This window comes from Streptomyces sp. NPDC107498 (assembly GCF_055582805.1).
The window spans coordinates 217546-234502 of sequence record NZ_JBVJPE010000004.1 but is presented as its reverse complement, the minus strand read 5'-3'; the positions used below and the strand labels follow the sequence as shown (position 1 = coordinate 234502).

15 protein-coding genes and 1 pseudogene are annotated in these 16957 nt (G+C 69.2%); 7 read left to right on the top strand and 9 right to left on the bottom strand.

Translation table 11 applies throughout. The features are described 5' to 3' along the window. Positions 1–10: 10 nt before the first annotated feature. From ACZ66Z_RS09305 to ACZ66Z_RS09295, 3 genes are all read right to left on the bottom strand, one after another. Positions 11–187, bottom strand: a complete 177-nt coding sequence (locus ACZ66Z_RS09305; RefSeq protein WP_401579567.1) for a hypothetical protein — start codon at positions 185–187, stop codon at positions 11–13. A gap of 84 nt (positions 188–271) precedes the next feature. Beyond that, positions 272–1627 (bottom strand): FtsK/SpoIIIE domain-containing protein, encoded by a 1356-nt coding sequence (locus ACZ66Z_RS09300; RefSeq protein WP_469933369.1) that lies wholly within the window; start codon positions 1625–1627, stop codon positions 272–274. A gap of 2 nt (positions 1628–1629) precedes the next feature. After that, positions 1630–1974: an SCO3933 family regulatory protein gene (locus ACZ66Z_RS09295; RefSeq protein ID WP_401579569.1), complete on the bottom strand. Its 345-nt coding sequence runs from the start codon at positions 1972–1974 to the stop codon at positions 1630–1632. A 424-nt stretch (positions 1975–2398) separates the two neighbouring features. On the opposite strand from ACZ66Z_RS09295, the pseudogene ACZ66Z_RS09290 reads away from it, so the two are divergent. Continuing rightward, positions 2399–3445, top strand: a pseudogene (locus tag ACZ66Z_RS09290) (XRE family transcriptional regulator). Here the strand turns inward: ACZ66Z_RS09290 and ACZ66Z_RS09285 are convergent. Beyond that, entirely contained in the window at positions 3429–4223 is a 795-nt protein-coding gene (locus ACZ66Z_RS09285) for an NUDIX domain-containing protein (RefSeq protein WP_388772426.1), read from the bottom strand. The pseudogene ACZ66Z_RS09290 and the gene ACZ66Z_RS09285 sit on opposite strands and share 17 nt — an antisense overlap. A gap of 266 nt (positions 4224–4489) precedes the next feature. Here ACZ66Z_RS09285 and ACZ66Z_RS09280 point away from each other — a divergent pair, with 266 nt between their 5' ends. Next, a complete protein-coding gene (locus ACZ66Z_RS09280; RefSeq protein ID WP_469933368.1) occupies positions 4490–4906 on the top strand; it encodes a hypothetical protein in 417 nt (138 codons plus the stop codon). 499 nt (positions 4907–5405) lie between these two features. Next, the gene (locus ACZ66Z_RS09275) at positions 5406–5789 is read left to right on the top strand and encodes a hypothetical protein (protein ID WP_469933367.1); all 384 of its coding nucleotides are present in this window, start codon (positions 5406–5408) and stop codon (positions 5787–5789) included. A gap of 1167 nt (positions 5790–6956) precedes the next feature. Here ACZ66Z_RS09275 and ACZ66Z_RS09270 read toward each other — a convergent pair. Together ACZ66Z_RS09270 and ACZ66Z_RS09265 are read right to left on the bottom strand one after the other, a co-directional pair. Then, complete coding sequence (locus tag ACZ66Z_RS09270) at positions 6957–7766, bottom strand: DUF6551 family protein (RefSeq protein ID WP_402377899.1); 810 nt, start codon at positions 7764–7766, stop codon at positions 6957–6959. Positions 7767–7984: 218 nt separating this feature from the next. After that, positions 7985–8890 carry an SRA domain-containing endonuclease gene (locus tag ACZ66Z_RS09265; protein WP_469933366.1) on the bottom strand — a complete coding sequence of 302 codons (906 nt, stop codon included), beginning with the start codon at positions 8888–8890 and terminating at the stop codon, positions 7985–7987. Positions 8891–9209: 319 nt separating this feature from the next. On the opposite strand from ACZ66Z_RS09265, the gene ettA reads away from it, so the two are divergent. From ettA to ACZ66Z_RS09245, 4 genes are all read left to right on the top strand, one after another. Continuing rightward, positions 9210–10874 carry an energy-dependent translational throttle protein EttA gene (gene ettA / locus ACZ66Z_RS09260; RefSeq protein ID WP_123452398.1) on the top strand — a complete coding sequence of 555 codons (1665 nt, stop codon included), beginning with the start codon at positions 9210–9212 and terminating at the stop codon, positions 10872–10874. A gap of 7 nt (positions 10875–10881) precedes the next feature. Then, positions 10882–11307, top strand: coding sequence for an acyl-CoA thioesterase (locus ACZ66Z_RS09255; protein WP_469933365.1), 426 nt, complete (start codon positions 10882–10884; stop codon positions 11305–11307). Further along, positions 11304–11963 (top strand): DUF8010 domain-containing protein, encoded by a 660-nt coding sequence (locus ACZ66Z_RS09250; RefSeq protein WP_469933364.1) that lies wholly within the window; start codon positions 11304–11306, stop codon positions 11961–11963. The genes ACZ66Z_RS09255 and ACZ66Z_RS09250 overlap by 4 nt, the downstream gene beginning before the upstream one ends. 61 nt (positions 11964–12024) lie before the next feature. After that, complete coding sequence (locus tag ACZ66Z_RS09245) at positions 12025–12366, top strand: GNAT family N-acetyltransferase (RefSeq protein WP_469933363.1); 342 nt, start codon at positions 12025–12027, stop codon at positions 12364–12366. On the opposite strand, the gene ACZ66Z_RS09240 is transcribed toward ACZ66Z_RS09245, so the two are convergent. From ACZ66Z_RS09240 to ACZ66Z_RS09230, 3 genes are all read right to left on the bottom strand, one after another. Continuing rightward, entirely contained in the window at positions 12347–12943 is a 597-nt protein-coding gene (locus ACZ66Z_RS09240; protein ID WP_469933362.1) for a hypothetical protein, read from the bottom strand. The genes ACZ66Z_RS09245 and ACZ66Z_RS09240 overlap by 20 nt on opposite strands. 203 nt (positions 12944–13146) lie before the next feature. Continuing rightward, positions 13147–14106 (bottom strand): ABC transporter ATP-binding protein, encoded by a 960-nt coding sequence (locus ACZ66Z_RS09235; RefSeq protein ID WP_469933361.1) that lies wholly within the window; start codon positions 14104–14106, stop codon positions 13147–13149. Further along, positions 14103–16895 carry an FtsX-like permease family protein gene (locus tag ACZ66Z_RS09230; RefSeq protein ID WP_469933556.1) on the bottom strand — a complete coding sequence of 931 codons (2793 nt, stop codon included), beginning with the start codon at positions 16893–16895 and terminating at the stop codon, positions 14103–14105. Before ACZ66Z_RS09230 ends, ACZ66Z_RS09235 begins: the two co-directional genes overlap by 4 nt. Positions 16896–16957 lie beyond the last annotated feature (62 nt).

Here is a 16957-nt window from a genome sequence, read left to right as displayed (position 1 = left end):
ATCGACGGGGTCAGGTGGTGGCTTCGCCGGTGCCGAAGCAGGTCAGGCACAGGGCGGCCTGCTGGTGGTCGGTGTCGCGGAGCTTGCGGGAGCCGACGCGTACGGTCTCGGTGGTCTCACCGGCGCCGGTGCAGTCGGGGCACTTCTTCGGCGCGGCCTTCCGGGCAGTGGTCTTACGAGCGGCCATCGGGGGCACCTCCTTTCGGTTTCAGGCATGGGAGGGGTAGGGACCTGGCGTGAGACGGTCACGCCAGCCGTGGGGCGGAGTGGGTCAGGCGATCGCGGGAGCCGTAGCGGCGGCCGGTGCCGGGGTCTTCGCCAGGGGCGGCAGGACGGGCCGGAAGGCGTCCAGCGCGGGGATCTCCGGGGTGCGGTGAGCCTGGGCGTTGCAGGCGTTCACGGCCCGCCGCAGGGTGAGGTGCGGGGTGCGGATGCGGACCCAGCCGCCGGAGGAGTCGCCGACGACAGCGGTGCCGGGCCGGTCGGTGGGGATCTGGATGGTCGCGAGGACGGCGTCCGGGGCGATGTCCCCGAAGGCCATGTTCGCGGACGTCTCGTCGTTGACGCGGTGGGCGGTGCGGCCGGTGAGCTGGGCGCGGAGCATGGTGATGCCCTTGCCGAGCTCGGAGCCGAAGCGCTGCCCGCAGATCTCCAGGTAGATGCCCGCGGCGCGGCCGAGCTGGGAGAGCCGGACGAGGGAGGTGATGATCCGATCTCGGCGCTTCTCCTCGTCCTTCGTGGCGAAGAGGGCGAGTTCGGCGACCTCATCGACGAGCAGGACGATCGGGGTCGGACGCAGGTGATCGGGGAGGTCCCAGATGTCGGCGGTGATCTCCGCATCCGGGATGTCCGCGCTCAGCCGCTGCTCATGCCGGATGAGCTGATAGACGTCTTCCATGTGCCCGACGAGGGCATCAAGGAGTTCGGCGGCGGTGTCGGGGTTGTCGGCCAGGGCCGTGAACCTTCGGGCGAGCGGGGCGAGTTCAACGCCCTGCTTGCAGTCGATGCCGACCAGGGCCACATCGAGGGCGGCAAGGCCGGCGACGAGGTTGCGCTGATAGACGGACTTGCCGGACTGGGTAGCGCCGACGTTCAGGGCGTGCGGGATCTGGCGGTAGTCGCGGTAGTAGACCTCTCCGTCCTCCCGCAGAGCGACCGGTACCCGCATCACCCCGCCACCCGGCAGGGCCGGCATCTGGACCCGCTTGAGGACGTCGTAGCCGGTCATCCGCAGTTCGACCACACCCGAGCGGATCTCCCGGGTGGTGATGTTCCGCATGACGAACGAGTGCCGGAGCCGGTCCGAGGCGGCCGAGAAGTCGAAGGCGTCCTGTCCCGGGCGAAGCTTCACCCGCAGCACGAGCCCGGTACGCGTCGGCCGCAGCCGGAGAATCCGAGGGGCCCGGGAGTCCGGGACGGGCCGGCCGGCGAGCCGGGCCAGGGCGAGGCGCCAGCGCGAGGGCGGGACGGTCAGCCCGCACGCGTCCATGACGGAGGAGTACCGGACCAGGACCCGCACGATCGCGAGGCCGATGCCGAAGGTCATCCAGTACCAGGCCGGACGCTGCCACCGCAGCAGCAGCGCGACCGTGGTGACCAGGGCGAGGGTGACCGTTAAGGCGGTCATGGTCAGGCCGCCTGGGCGGCGGTGAGGGAGGTGACGGCCACCGCGCGGAAGCTGATGCCGTGGCGTTTCTGGCCGTTGAACTCGTTCTCCCAGGGCCGGGCGACGACGCCGGTCAGGGCGACCGGGGTGCCCATGGTCAGCTCGCCGGAGATGCCGGTCTCGGGGACGGTCAGGTTGAGGATCTCGGCGTTGCCGTCCATGACGAACATGACGTCGATCGTCATCAGCGGGGCACCGGTCTCGCGGTCGGTGGCGACCTCCCCGGTCTGCCGGTTGGCGATCTTCGGGGCCGGAGGCTGGGCCACCATCACCATGGCCGTGGAGGTGTCGACGGGGATCTGACGCATGATGGAACTCCCTTTCGGAGGGGTGGGAGCGGCGTACTTGCTTGGCGGTAGGGCGCCGCTCCTGCGAGTTGTCGTCTGCCGGTTGGGAGGCTTGCGGGCCCTGATTCCCAACTGGTGCGCACCAGTAGGTTGCATCTGGTGCGCACCAGATGTCAAGTGGTTCGGTCGAGGTGACTCCTCAACCCGCTTGCCTGCCTTGCCTCTAGAGAACCGTGCGACTCAACAGCCCGGTAGCCAACAGGGGTTAACACCTGACCGGTTAACCCCTCACGACCTGCGTCAATGTGCGGCATGCTGGCGTTACGGATCAGGCTTCACATGCAGGGCGGCGCACGTGACGAATGGACTGAAGGCAGCAAGGAACGCGCGAGAGTGGTCGCAGGAGCGCCTGGTTCGCGAGATCGAGCGGCATGCGAAACAGCACATGCTCACAGTTGCCTCGACCGCCAGCCTGCACGTCTATGTGTCGGAGTGGGAGAACGGCCGGCGATCCATATCGGAGCGATACGCGAAGATCCTGCGGGCTCTCCTTGGGGTTACCGACGACGAGCTGCAGGGGAGGACCGTCGGCGCTGCTGCCCCTTCCGTCGAGGCGAACGGCTACGACGAACTCGTAAGTCGTATCGACGCAGCTCGGAGCGTGAGCCTCACCATGGTCAACACGTTCATGGATCAGACTGAACTGTTTCGGACCATGGACCGGCAGATGGGCGCTGCCAGTCTCATCGACCAGATGACGGGGCATCTCTCGACGCTTGAGGAGGCCCTCACATTTGCAGTGTTGCCCGACACGAGGCGCCCAGTAGCTCGTGCTCTTGCGGGTGCCGCAACCTTGGCGGCATGGCAGGCCCTTGATACTGGAGCTATCGAGCGTGCTTGGCGCCACTACGAGTTGGGGAAGCATGCCGCCAAAGAGGCGGACGAGCCGATGTACTTGGCTCACGCGATGGCCGAGCAGGCGTACGTTCTCTGCGATGCGGGCCGGCCGGAGACGGCAGTTGAGTTGATCCGAAACGCTCAGCGTGCCGGTGGTACGGCCATGTCCCCGCGGCTCACCGCATGGTTGTACGCGGCGGAAGCCGAGATCTGTGCCAAGGCGGGGTTGCCCGACGACTGCCGCCATGCGCTGGACAGGGCGATGCGGCACCTTCCTGAGGGGGACGACGCGCGTGACCCCGACATGCTCAGCATCTTCCTCAATCGCGGGCACCTGGCGCGCTGGAGGGGAAACGCGCTAGCCCTGATCGGCGATGACGAGGCGGTACGCAGTCTCTACGAGGCCCTCGACACTGTCGATCCGACGTTCATATGAGCATCGGCAGGTCTCCGAGCCGATCTTGCACAGGCCCACCTGGCACGAGGCGAGTACGACCAGGCCCACGATCAGCTACGGCAGGCGCGCTTGCTCGCGAATCGGACCGGGTCGGTGCGCCAGCGCCGGCGAATCGAACAGCTTACGCAGCGCCTTTAGCGGTCTTCTTCGCCGTACGGGACGCCAGCACGTGAAGGAGCGCGACGAGCGTCCCCGACCCCATCAGTTCCCCGCGGGCCATCAGCTCGGGGATGTCTGCAAGCGGCACCCAAGCGACATGGCCGGCTTCTTCGAGGTCGGTCGGCTCGCCAACGAGCGTGGCGCCATTGCCCACGAAGATCTCGTGCGGGGAGTCGACCATGCCCACCATGGGCTGGTACGTCACGACGTGTTCAAGGGCATCCGGCCGCCAGCCGGTCTCTTCCTCTACCTCACGGAGTGCCGTCGCAGACGGAGATTCTCCCGCGTCCACGATTCCACCGGGCAGCTCCCAGCCGAACGACTTCGGGACGAAGCGGTACCGCCAGAGCATGAGGACGCGATCTTGGTCATCGATGACGGCAGCGATGGCGACGTGTTGGAGCCGAACCACGTGATGCTCGAACCGCTCGACACCAGGCGGCTCGACGTCGACGAGTTCGAGCTTCACCCATCGGTTGTCGTAGAGGGTGCGCTCACCGTGAATCTGCCACGGCTCAAGATCTGTCGGAGCCTGGACGCTTACGGTGTGGTTCGGCACGCGGTACGAGCTGCGATCGTGCACCTCGATGACGCCCTCGGAGACGAGCTTGGCGAGGACCTGGCGAAGCTGTGTCCGGCCGATCTCCAGATCCTGGGCGAGCGTGCGCTCGGAAGGGATCTTGGAGCCCGGGGGGTACTTGCCCGCAGCGATCCATTCGCAAATCGTGCTGTACACCCGCTCCGACTTCGGTCCCATCCTGTGAGCACGCCCCCTTGTGTCTGTTGTGCCGACCGGCACAAGCCTAGTGGGGCACCCAGTGGCGAGGACAGTGCGCAGAGGTGCGGTGAGACTTTCTCTACTTCATCAAGACCCGCGCACGGCGCGGGAGCGCGCCGCCTTTACGGCGGGGCCGCCGCCACTGTCTTCGCCAGCGGCGGCCCCGCCCGGCGGCGCGCTACGTGCGGCGGGCAGGCGAGAAACAACCTCCCACCCGACCAGAGAGCGCGGGCAGGCTTGCCCCCATGGAGACCCCGGCAGCACCGACAGCCTTCCGCGTCACGTTCAACGACTACCGCCAGGACCCGAACGACAGCGACGTCCTGCGGCGAGCGGTGGCCATCCACGCCGACCGGCTCACCTTCGACAGCAACCACCTGGTCCTCTGGCTGGTCGGCACCGAAGTCGGTCGCTTCCCCCTCGGCGTCATCGAGTCGATATACCCCGAGGCCGGCCCGGACAGGCAGCGGGAATCGCCGGAAGAGCTCCGCGCCCGCTACCCCAAGATGGGCCAGCCCTGGACCCAGGAAGACGACACGCGCCTCCTTGCCCTCTATCAGCAAGGAGAGCGAGACCTCGACGCCCTCGGGAAGCAGTTCGACCGCAAGCCCAGCGCCATCAGGTCCCGCCTGGCGAAACTGGGCCTGGAGAGCCTCGGCTGACCGGAGGTAAGCGCAGCGCGGAGGGCAGCCGCGGGTCAAAGAGGATGCCTCCGGCGGGGGCGCTCAGGCTCCGGGATGGGAGGGGCTCGGTGTGCGGGTGCCGGCCGGTGGGATGTGGAGGTGGGGGCTTCCATCCCGTCTGCCGTCGACCCAGGCAGAGCCGAGCAGACACGGCACCGGGCGTCCAGGTCGTTCGTACAGTGGCGCGCTCCACCTGGACGCCCGGCACCGCGCCTGCTCCACGGTGTGTGGGTCGACGGCAGACGGGATGGAAGCCGGGGTGGATGGTGGGAGGACCGGTGAGTCAGTGTCCTGTGGTGGTCCAACCGGAAGCCGCTTCACGATCGAGCTTGCGCCCGAAAGAGGCCTTCATGATGCGCTCGCCCACAGGCACCAAAGCGGGCACAGGGAAAATTTGGACCCTACCGATCGGGTGACGAATTGGCATGCGGGTTTCGCCGAAACTCAACTTGGAGATAGCAAGAGATCGAGAGGAGCTGTGGCGCGACTCACCGTGGAAGGCGGAGCAGTGGAAGATATGGCGCGTGAAGCTTTCGTCTCCGAGATCGTGGAGCACAGTCTAAAGGCAAGCGGGTATGACGCACACCTTCCGATTGCCGGCGCTATCAAAGATGCCATCCTCCGTGATGTTCTCATCGATGATGACGAGTGGGAGTCTGCGCGTAAGACCAACGTCGATAGCCTCAACCTGTCACAGACGCGTGCGGATCTGGAACATTTTCTGCGAAGTGGTATTGAATTCTTTCCGGTCGAACACATTACGGAGTCCGATTTGGGCGTCGTAATTGCCGCGCTCAGGATTAAATTTCGACCTGCACATGCATGTGTGTGGCCAATCAAGAACGGTTACCGATCGCTCTAGTTCCGAGCTAGTCATGGCCGCCGAAGTGGGGCAGATTCCCTCATGGAAGTTGACAGGAGCCGACGAGCCAGCCCGTTTAAAATTGGCGTCTACGGAGCAGTGGTGCTCGCCACTTGGGTACTTTCTCGCGGAAACTCGGAGGTCCCCCCAGTGGCGCCCGAGAAAAGCCAGCTCGATAACCAGCGAGCCGCTTTGTCTGCTATCGGTACGTACGTAGCCGCCGCAATGGCCGCGATCATGGCGGTTATCGGTATTTGCGTGTCTGTGTTGGCTAGATATGCCGGCGGAGGTGATGACTGGGAGTTTAGTTGGGGAGTCTGGATTCTGACGGTCACATTCTTTTTTGGGCTCGCCGCCCTAGGGCGACAGATCTGGCTCTTGTCAAACCATAAGGTCGAGCCGTGGGATATTTCTCTACGCTTACTGGTGCTCGCAATGATCGCATTGATCATCACTGCATTTACTTTTCTAGGCCTCTTCGCTAGCCATCACGTGCGGCCAAGCGAGCGGCGAGGGCCAGTCGTTCACCCTCCTTCTGCCGTCCCGAAAATTCCGAATGGAAATAGATCTTCACCCCCTCCAGCAACTGCCTCAGGCAGCGCCCCTTCGCCGATGCCGCGGCCAACCTGAGGCGAGGATAATCTGGATTTCACGGGGGATCTCGGGCAGCGAATTCTTCCTAGTCACACAGCGAAGCTCTCACTAGTACAGGCGCCCGCTCCGAACGTGTCCTAGGGAGCCCTTGCTCCGTACGGACAGACTTGGAAAGCATGCCCGCGGCCGGTGCTAACAGGGCAGTCTTGGCCACCGGTGGAATCTGGCCGCTGGTTGGTCTTGGGCATACACGGAGCCGCCCACAAACAGAGCTAGGAGTGTAATTGCACTACAAATTTGGACATCTCGGAAGCTGACCGCATGCAGGTGGACACTGTCTTGAGGTGCTGATAGGCGGGTTCGGGCCGTGCCATACGCGTGCCCGATCGTGCGGGGGATCACACGGGGCGAGCGGGCGCCACGCAGCACAACGGCCCCTGACTGTTTGGCCTGGTCAGGGGCCGCTCAACTATGAGGTGGGTGCGGGATTTGAGTCCACGGTGACCCGCGCCACGACGGCTTTCAAGGTCGTTGGCGGTGGGTGGGGCCCTTGGAGTGTGATCCGCGCCAGGGCTAGACCCCGATACGGTTCTCCTTGCGCCGGCCCTTGTCCCACTCTGTGACGATCAGCGTGTAGCAAGTGCTAATCCTGGAACCGGTGCCGCTGTGACGCGTTCCGCCGGCTGATGCGAGGGCCGTGATGTTGGCCCGCCACCGGAAGGCGGGATCCTTCTTCCCGATCTTCTCGGAAAGCACCCTGTCGTCGATGTCGTCGCCATGCTTGCCAAGGAACATGCCGATGCCGCCCAGCAGCATGCCGTCCCAGGTTTCCTTGGTTCGGCCCCAGGCGTCCTCGGCAACCTTCAGCGTCCGCTCGAGCGTCTCAGGGCCGTAGAGGTCGGTGATCCGGAGGACACCGGCTACTGCGCCCACCATGTTCGTCCCTGTGGAACCCATCGCAAGGTTCCGCTTCCGCAGTGCGGACTCCGTGTCGACGAACAGAGGGATGCCCGCCGTCAGCCCGATCTTGTACTCGTCAAGTGGCGTCGGCTTGCTCGACTCTCGGTTCTTGATCAGGAAGAGGACCGCCTCTTCCTGCTGGTCCAACCCGTGGTGAACCTCGGCCACGATTTCCGGGATGCCGGTGAGCTTGCAGACGTGCCACCGGTGCATGCCGTCGACGATGTACTGATCGCCGTTGGTGCGCTGGGAGACCACGATGGTGCCAAGGGCCTCAGGCACCAGGTTGTTGGCCATGCTCCGCGCGCGGGGCTCGTTCAGCACCCGCTGAGCCTTCTCGTCGATCTTGAGGTTCTCGACCGGGATGCGGACGCCGTAGTCAACCTGGTGCTCCGGCAGTTCGTAGGCGTACTTCTTAGGCATGGCTCTGCCCCCTCTTGCATCGCGCTCAGGAGTGTTGGCGGGTTGCCAGATGTGGGATGCGATGCAAGATCAAGAGGTACATGCCCCAGCCGACTATTCCGATCAGAAGATGAATCCAAGCCAATCTTTGACCTGATTCCCGCCGGAAGATGTAGGCCGCCGCGGGGGTGAGCACTGGCGGGCTGGGGCTTGCCCGCGGCATGGAGGGTGCTGGCCTGTCAGATGCCGGCGGACTGGTAGCTGTCGCCGTCGGGCCACACGACGGTCACCTCGACATCCGCGCAGAGGTCGATGAGGTCCTGTCGCGGGCGGGAGGGGACGAGGATCGCCAGGGACGGGCGGGGGTCGATGTGGCGGCGGTAGTCGAGGAGTTGACCCAGCGCCATCCGGATCGCCTCGCGGGTGACGGATCCCTTTGCCTCGGTCAGGGTGTTCGTAGTGCGGTCGAAGACGTCCGTGTAGAGGGGCTTCAGCTCGCCGGCCGGCGTGATGCGCTTCCGGGTGACCTCGTGGCCCAGCAGGCGGAGGTGTTCGACGTAGTCACGGACGAGCGCGGCCTCTCGGCGTTCGGCCTCGTACGGTTCCCGGGCCGGGTCGACGAGGGTGCGTTCGGTGTGGTGCTGCTCGACATCCACGTCGTCCACCACGAGCGCCTTGGGCGGGGTGTGGGGGAGCTGAACACCCACCGCGGGGGCGGCGTCGACCGGCTGGAGTCGGAACATAATCACGCTCCGGATCGGGCCGTCACCGGTCTCGGGTGCGTCTGTCAGGTACCAGGGGTTCTCGTCCGGCAGGACGAACTCGCCCAGGTACTCGCAGATGCCAGAGGAGACGCCGCGGAAGAGGCGCAGCGCGCGTCCTTCTTCCTTGTGCTTGAGGATCGCCAGGTTGCCCTGGGTCATCTTCTGGTCGCCCACTTGCCCCTCGCCGGCGTAGTGGTAGCAGCCGTCTTCGCCCCAACCGTCGAAGTAGCCGTGCTTGTGCCCCTTGGTGGGGTCGGTGAAGACCAGCACGTTGTCGGTGACTCGCGAAGGGCCGATGCCGCCCTGGCGGCGTCCGCCGTAGACCTCGTGGATCTCGACCCTCTTGAGCCGCTTGCCGACCTCGATACTCCAGTCCGTCATGCTTCACCTCGTTTTTTAGGGTAGATCTGAGGGGTAAAAATTTAGCCCATGCGGGCCCCGTGGATCAAGTGGGTTTTCTTCGGAGGCGCGGGGGCGTGGTCCAGCAGCAAGCCCCCAAAGTCGGGAGGCTGGGCCGTCTGTGGGCCATGCGAGGGGGCTCAGGGGTGACTGAGGGCGACCAACAGTGACAGGTCGGCTACGGGGGTGATCCGGGAACGCGCAGGTCAGCGGGCCCCCCACCTACTGGTTCGCACCGGGGGGTGGCGGTCAGGCAAGATGGGGTGTATCTGCCCACTCACTCTTTGCCGGACGGTTTCTCTTGGCTGAGTACATCTACACGATGCGCAAGGCGCGCAAGGCGCACGGCGACAAGGTCATCCTGGATGACGTGACGCTGAGCTTCCTGCCGGGCGCGAAGATCGGTGTGGTCGGCCCGAACGGTGCCGGTAAGTCCACCGTTCTGAAGATCATGGCGGGCCTGGAGCAGCCGTCCAACGGTGACGCGTTCCTGTCGCCCGGGTACTCCGTCGGCATCCTCATGCAGGAGCCCAAGCTCGACGAGTCCAAGACCGTCCTGGAGAACGTCGAGGACGGCGTCGCCGAGATCAAGGGCAAGCTCAACCGGTTCAACGCGATCGCCGAAGAGATGGCGACCAACTACACCGACGAGCTCATGGAGGAGATGGGCAAGCTCCAGGACGACCTGGACCACGCCAACGCGTGGGACCTCGACGCCCAGCTGGAGCAGGCCATGGACGCCCTGGGCTGCCCGCCCGGCGACTGGCCGGTGAACAACCTCTCCGGTGGTGAGAAGCGCCGCGTCGCGCTCTGCAAGCTCCTCCTGGAGGCCCCCGACCTGCTGCTCCTCGACGAGCCCACCAACCACCTCGACGCCGAGTCGGTGAACTGGCTGGAGCAGCACCTCGCCCAGTACAAGGGCACCGTCGTGGCCATCACCCACGACCGGTACTTCCTCGACAACGTCGCCGAGTGGATCCTGGAGCTCGACCGCGGTCGCGCCCACCCCTACGAGGGCAACTACTCGACCTACCTGACGAAGAAGTCCGAGCGCCTCAAGGTCGAGGGCCAGAAGGACGCCAAGCGCGCCAAGCGGCTCAAGGAAGAGCTGGAGTGGGTGCGGTCGAACGCCAAGGGGCGCCAGGCCAAGTCCAAGGCCCGTCTCGCCCGCTACGAGGAGATGGCGGCCGAGGCCGACAAGATGCGGAAGCTGGACTTCGAGGAGATCCAGATCCCGCCGGGCCCGCGCCTGGGCTCCATCGTCGTCGAGGTCGAGAACCTCTCGAAGGCCTTCGGCGACAAGGTCCTCATCGACGACCTGTCCTTCACCCTGCCCCGCAACGGCATCGTCGGCGTCATCGGCCCGAACGGCGCCGGCAAGACCACGCTCTTCAAGATGCTCCAGGGTCTGGAGACCCCGGACTCCGGCTCCGTCAAGGTCGGCGAGACCGTCAAGATCTCGTACGTCGACCAGAGCCGCGCCAACATCGACCCGAAGAAGACGCTGTGGGCCGTCGTCTCCGACGAGCTCGACTACATCAACGTCGGCCACGTCGAGATGCCCTCCCGCGCCTACGTCTCCGCGTTCGGCTTCAAGGGCCCGGACCAGCAGAAGCCGGCCGGCGTGCTCTCCGGCGGTGAGCGCAACCGTCTGAACCTCGCGCTCACCCTCAAGCAGGGCGGCAACCTGCTGCTCCTCGACGAGCCGACCAACGACCTCGACGTCGAGACGCTGTCCTCCCTGGAGAACGCCCTCCTGGAGTTCCCGGGCGCGGCCGTGGTCATCTCCCACGACCGCTGGTTCCTGGACCGGGTGGCCACCCACATCCTCGCGTACGAGGGCGACTCGAAGTGGTTCTGGTTCGAGGGCAACTTCGAGTCGTACGAGAAGAACAAGATCGAGCGCCTCGGTCCGGACGCGGCCCGTCCGCACCGCGCCACGTACAAGAAGCTGACCCGAGGCTGATCACTTCATGGCGAGGCACATCTACAGCTGTCCCCTGCGCTGGTCGGACATGGACGCCTTCGGGCACGTCAACAACGTCGTCTTCCTGCGGTACCTGGAAGAGGCGCGGATCGACTTCATGTTCCGGCTGGCGCCGGGGGACGGTTCCCCCTCGTTCTCCGGCGGGTCCGTCGTGGCCCGGCACGAGATCGACTACGTGCGGCCGCTGGTCCACCGGCACGAGCCGGTGACCATCGAGTCGTGGGTCACGAAGATAGGCGCCGCGTCCCTGACGATCGCCTACGAGATCAAGGACCCGGACGTCACGTACGTGCGGGCCTCGACGGTCGTCGTGCCCTTCGACCTGGAGGCGCAGCGCCCGCGGCGGATCACCGCCGAGGAGCGGGGCTTCCTGGAGGAGTACGTCGACGACGGGATGTCGTCCGCCGCATGACCGTGCTCGCTCCGCTGCACTTCGCCGACGCCCGGGAGGCGGCGGCCCTCGCCGCCTTCCTCACCCGGCTCGTCCACTACGACCGGGCCGCCGCCGTCCGCCTCCGGGCGGGCGGCGGGGCGCTGGCGGTCTTCGGGCGGCCGCCGTCGTTCGAGGTGCTCGCGATCCGCACCGCCCGCCTCGTCGACGCCGTGGACCTCGACGTCACCGTCTCCGCCGGTGAACTCCTCGACGGCGTCGAGGAGTCGGCCGGCAAGGCGGTCGTCCCGGACTCCGTGACCGGCCCGCCGTGGACCGGGGTGCTCCCGCCGCGCGGCGGCTGGGAGCCGGTCCCCGGCCTCCCCGACGTCGCCGGGATGCGGGGCGCCGTCGCGGCCGCCGTCGGCGAGTTCCGCGCGCGGGACGAGGAGCTGCCCGAGGAGCGGCGCACCCGGGCCGAGCGCGACGCCATCGGCCGCGAGATCTGGTCCCGGACCCTCGGCACCACCGGGCTGCCGCTGCGTGCCGTGCACGCCGCGCAGTCCCTCGGCTTCCTGCCGCCGGGGGAGGCGCCGGTGGCCCTGTTCGCCTCCGGGCCGTGGCTGCGGCTGCGCACCCCGTACGGCTCGATCGCGCTGCGCACCGCACCGATCGCGATGGGCCTCACCCCCCGGTGACCGATCCCGACATCGAGATCGCCGTCGAGGTCGACGGGCCCCTCACCGGGCCGAGCTCGACGTGCTCCTCCACGCCGCCTGGCCCGGCCACCGGGACACCGACTTCGGTCCCGTCCTCGCCCGCAGCCTGCTCCGGGTCACCGCCCGCCGTGCCGGACGGCTCGTCGGATACGTGAACGTCGTCGGCGACGGCGGCGTCCACGCCTTCCTCCTCGACACCACCGTCCATCCCGACGAGCGCCGCCGGGGCCTCGGCGTCACCCTCGTACGGACCGCCGCCGGGGCCGCCCGCGAGCGCGGCGCGCACTGGCTGCACGTGGATCACGAGCCGCACCTCGTCCCGTTCCACGAACGGTGCGGGTTTCGGCCCACCGCCGCCGGGCTCATGGACCTGACCGGCTGAGCCCCTCCCGGGCGATCGCCGTCACCGAGAAAGCCGCCGAGAGCACGAGCAGGGACGCCGGGACCACGGGGGAGCCGTGGGGCTCGTTGTCGCGGGCGAGGACCGGGTCCAGGCGGCCGGCCGGGTCGTACGCGATCCGGACCGCCCCGCCCGGCTCGGCGATCCGCTCCTCGGCCGAGAACTCGGTGGGGCGGCCGCCGACGCAGTCCAGCGCGTGGTGGTACAGGGTCTTGGCGGGCGGCGCCCCCTCGCCGAAGGTCGGGTGGTGGGTCACCCGGACCTTCCCCACCACGACGCAGTCGGCGACCGCGCCCCGGACCGCGGAGTCCCGCGCCTCCACCCAGACCGCCGTCAGGCCCGCCAGGATCAGGACGGCCGCGGCGATGCTGCCGCCCTCGCGGAAGAGCGCGTTGTGCGCCAGGAGCGCGGCGGCGGCCAGCGCGAGACCGCCGGCCAGCACCAGGACGGAGGGGAGGCCGTGCGGGCTGCGGACGTTCCGGTCCGCCCACCACCACAGGAGCGTTCCGGCGACGGCGGGCACGAGCAGCGCCCCGGTGTACGGCACGGCCTTGCGCACGGGCACCTCCGTGAACGACGTCGGCGGTCGGTCGGGTCCGTGCGTGAGGACGCGCCTTCCGCCGTACGCGGTTGCGCCGCACCGGTCGCGCCGCGTCGCCTCAGTCCGCCGGGGCCGCCCTCAGTCCCCGCGTCGCCTCAGTCCCCGCGTCGCCTCAGTCCGCCGGGCCGCCTTCCGCCGTACGCGGTTGCGCCGCCTCCCCCTCAGCCCTCCGCGTCGTCCGGCCACACCCCGATGTGGTCCTGCTCCAGCTCCAGGGCCACCCGGTGCTCCATGCCGAGGGCCTGGGTGTACTCCGCCGGGAGCTGGAGCCGGCCCGCGCGGTCGAGCATCGCGTACTCCCGTGCCACCAGCGACTCCTGGCCCTGCTCGTCGACCTCCGTGCGGCGCAGCACCTCCGAGGAGGTGCGGCCGTCGCGGATGGCGACCGTGCGGCGGACCTCGGAGGCGACCGCCTGGTCGTGGGTGACGATCACGATCGTCGTGCCCAGCTCCTCGTTGGCGCGGCGGAAGGCCGCGAAGACCTGCTCGCCGGTGGCCGAGTCCAGCTCGCCGGTGGGCTCGTCGGCGAGGAGCACGGCCGGGTTGTTGGCCAGCGCGACCGCGATCGCCACCCGCTGCTGCTGGCCGCCGGAGAGCTGGTGCGGCCGCCGGTCGCGGATCTCCGGGATGCCCAGCATTCCGAGGAGCTCCTCGGCCCGCTCCGCCTTCTGCTTCGAGCGTCCCCGCAACTGCATGGGCAGCGCCACGTTCTGGGCGGCCGTCAGGTACGGCAGGAGGTTCCGGGCGGTCTGCTGCCAGACGAAGCCGACGACCTCGCGGCGGTAGCGCAGCCGCGCCTTGCCGTCCATCCCGAGCAGGTCGCAGCCCGCGACGCGGGCCGCGCCGGCGGTCGGCACGTCCAGGCCCGCGAGGATGTTCATCAGCGTCGACTTGCCGGAGCCCGAGGCCCCGACCAGGGCCATCAGCTCGCCCTCCTTCACGAGGAGGTCGAGCCCCTGGAGCGCCTGCACCTCCACCCCGTCCGTGGTGAAGATGCGGACGAGACGGTCGCAGGCGATCAGCGCGTCATGACCGTACGAGGGCCGGTCGCGGTGCGCGGTGGCCCGCCGCTCCAGCTCCTCCAGGGTGGTGTCGGACGGGGCCGTGTCGGTCTTCGTCATCGTGCGTCTCCTGCCCTGAGTTCCTTGATCGAGCCCCTGCTCCCCGCCCACCACGCCTGTCCGACCGCCGCGAGCCCCGTCAGGACGACGACGGCGAGCGCGGGCAGCACCAGCGACCACGGGTCCGCCCGCAGGGGGGCGCTGTCCAGCGGTGCGAAGCCCGGCGCCGCCGCGAGCGCCAGCCGGAACAGGTCGACGCCCGGGGCGAGCAGCGGCACCGTCGCCCAGCCGACCAGGATGCCGCCGAGCGCCGCGAGGACGGCCTGCGGCAGCGCCTCCAGGCCGAGCAGTCGGCGCGCCTGCTTCCGGGTGAGGCCCATCGTCCGCAGCCGCGCGAGGAGAGTGTTCCGCTCCGGCGCGCCCTGCAGCAGCGAGAGCAGCACGGCGACCACGGCGAAGGCGGCGCCCGCGCCGATCGCGCCCAGGTAGATCCGCTCGGCGCCCGACTGGAGCGGCGAGTCCACGTAGGTGGCCCGCTCCTCGGCCCGCAGCTTCACGGCGAGGGCGTCCGACCTCGCCTCCACGGCGGCGCGCAGCGCGGCGCCGTCCACCGGACCGGTGACGAGCAGCTGGGTGTCCGAGCGGCGGGTGAGGTCGGCGCCGTTGACGAGGAGGAAGTCGGCGTCGTCGAGGGCCGGGGTGGTGGACCGGACGGCGACCACCTTGACGCGGAAGGCACCGGCCGCCGCGATGACGTCCATCGGCTCCCTGCCGAGCCGTTCGGCGACCTTCGGCGAGGCGATCGCGGGCAGCACCCGCTCGGTGTCGGCGACGGCGTCCTCGCCGCCCCTGCCCGTCGAGGCGAGCAGCCCGGCGGGGAAGGGCCCGAAGCCGGTCCGGTGCGCGAGCCGGGCGTACGAGTCGGGCTCGACGCCCACGATCGGGGCGCTCATCGGCTGCGCGGAGGTCCCCTGGTGGGACGGCAGGGCCACCCCGTACTCGATCTGCACCGGCGCCACGTCCCGTACGCCCTTCAGACCGCGCACCGACTCGGTGAGTCCGGCGGGCAGCGGGGTCCATTCGACGGAGCCGCCGATCCGGGCGTCCGCGCCGGTCGCCAGGAGCGCCGCCCGGTCGCGGGCGTCGGCGACACCGGCGAGGACGGAGCCGCCGAAGGCCGCCGTGGTCAGCGCGAGGACGAGGGCGAGCAGCGGGAGGGTGCCCGAGGACGGGGCGCGCCCGGCCCGGGCCAGGGCCAGCGGTCCGACGGCCCCGCGCATCCGGCGGGCCGGGCGGGCCAGCCACCGCAGCGGCAGCGGGTAGACCCGTACGAGGACCATGGCGGCGATCAGGCCGACGAGCACGGGGGCGGCGCTCACCAGGTGGTCGCCGGAGTCGCCGGTGCCGCGCAGCCGCAGCGAGGCGACGGCGCCGACGGCGAGGACGAGCACGGTGAGTTCGAGGACCGTGCGGCGCCGGGAGGGGCGGGCGGTGAGCAGGTCGTCGCGGCCGCCGTGCAGCCGCGGGCGCTGGTGCAGGGCGACCGCGCGCACGGGCAGGACGAGGACCGCGATCAGGGCGACGAGCACGGTGGCGAGGACGGAGGGGCCGAGGGGGATCCCGCCGGATCCGCCGGGCGGCCGGACGGTCGCCACCGCGAGGCCGAGGGCGAGGGCGGCGGCCGGTACGGCGACGGCCGAGGTCTCGCCGAGCAGCCGCAGGCCGATGCCGGTGAGGGAGGCGCCGCGGGAGCGGAGCAGCGAGAGCTCGCTGTCGCGGCGGGCGACGAAGAGGCCGCCGGTCATCGCGAGGACGACCGCGGCGACCGCGCCGATCCCGAAGACGGCGACGGCGACGACCGGTTCGATGGCCCCGCGCATCGACCGGTACGAGTCGACGATCGCGTCGAGCTGGGTGGTGAGGGCGGCGTTGCCGTTCACGGCCTTGCGCATCCTGACCAGGTCGGGGCCGCCGGACGCCGAGTCGAGGGCGGCGTCGAGCCGGTCGACGTCCCGCCCGGTGAGGTGGTCGGCCTTCGGCACGAACCGGAAGAAGACCTCCACGTCGTTCGTGGTGGAGAGCGCGGCGGGCGCGGAGGCGGGGGAGAGGAGCAGCGCCGCCTGCCAGTAGTACTTCACCTCGTCGCCGACCAGCGGGGCGAGCGCCGGGGTGCGCAGGAGCGGTTCGACGGCCCAGTAGGGGGACTCGGGGGCGCGGGGCTCGACGATCCCGGTGATCGTCACGGCGACCGGCTCCGGGCTGAGCTTGCTCGGCACGTGCACGACGGAGCCGGGCCCCAGGTGCAGGGACTCGGCGGTCTTCGCGGTGACGGCGGCTTCCGGGGCGGCGGCCGTGCCCGCGGGCGTCCGGCCCTCCCGGAGCGTCGCGTGCTCGGTGAGGCCGGACGGGGAGGAGAGCACGAACTCGGGGGGCAGCCCGTCGGGCTTCGGCAGCCAGGGGTCGGAGGCCGTGACCCGCTTGAAGGTGCGGACGCCGTGGACGGTCTGCTCCGGGTCGGTGAGGATCGGCGCGGGGAACAGGTCCCGCAGTTCGTCGCGCTGCTTCCGGAGGACGCCGGGGGCCAGGCCGGCACCGCGCTCGGACAGCGGGATCGGGGAGGTCAGTTCGAGGACGGAGTTGCGGGGCGCGGCGGTCCGGACGTCGTGCCGGAGGCCCTCGGTCTCGTACCGGTCGACGGCACGGGGCAGCGCGGCCGCGAGGTACGCGGTGACGAGGACGAGCAGGGCGAGGGCGGCGGCCGCCCAGGGCGCGGTCCGCAGCCGGGTCCGCACCCAGGGCGCCACCGGGCGGGCGGGCTTGTCGGACCGGGGCGACCGGGGCCGGGGCATGTCGGGGGCCTTCCTGCGTACGGCGGGCGTGTCGGAGCCCCGGTGGGGGGCCTGGTCCTTGC

Coding starts and splice junctions, on each gene's coding strand:
- ACZ66Z_RS09255 (WP_469933365.1), top strand. CDS start 10,882: ATGGCGAGGCACATCTACAGCTGTCCCCTGCGCTGGTCGGACATGGAC.
- ACZ66Z_RS09230 (WP_469933556.1), bottom strand. CDS start 16,895: ATGCCCCGGCCCCGGTCGCCCCGGTCCGACAAGCCCGCCCGCCCGGTG.
- ACZ66Z_RS09235 (WP_469933361.1), bottom strand. CDS start 14,106: ATGACGAAGACCGACACGGCCCCGTCCGACACCACCCTGGAGGAGCTG.
- ACZ66Z_RS09285 (WP_388772426.1), bottom strand. CDS start 4,223: ATGGGACCGAAGTCGGAGCGGGTGTACAGCACGATTTGCGAATGGATC.
- ACZ66Z_RS09280 (WP_469933368.1), top strand. CDS start 4,490: ATGGAGACCCCGGCAGCACCGACAGCCTTCCGCGTCACGTTCAACGAC.
- ACZ66Z_RS09300 (WP_469933369.1), bottom strand. CDS start 1,627: ATGACCGCCTTAACGGTCACCCTCGCCCTGGTCACCACGGTCGCGCTG.
- ACZ66Z_RS09265 (WP_469933366.1), bottom strand. CDS start 8,890: ATGACGGACTGGAGTATCGAGGTCGGCAAGCGGCTCAAGAGGGTCGAG.
- ACZ66Z_RS09295 (WP_401579569.1), bottom strand. CDS start 1,974: ATGCGTCAGATCCCCGTCGACACCTCCACGGCCATGGTGATGGTGGCC.
- ACZ66Z_RS09305 (WP_401579567.1), bottom strand. CDS start 187: ATGGCCGCTCGTAAGACCACTGCCCGGAAGGCCGCGCCGAAGAAGTGC.
- ACZ66Z_RS09270 (WP_402377899.1), bottom strand. CDS start 7,766: ATGCCTAAGAAGTACGCCTACGAACTGCCGGAGCACCAGGTTGACTAC.
- ACZ66Z_RS09250 (WP_469933364.1), top strand. CDS start 11,304: ATGACCGTGCTCGCTCCGCTGCACTTCGCCGACGCCCGGGAGGCGGCG.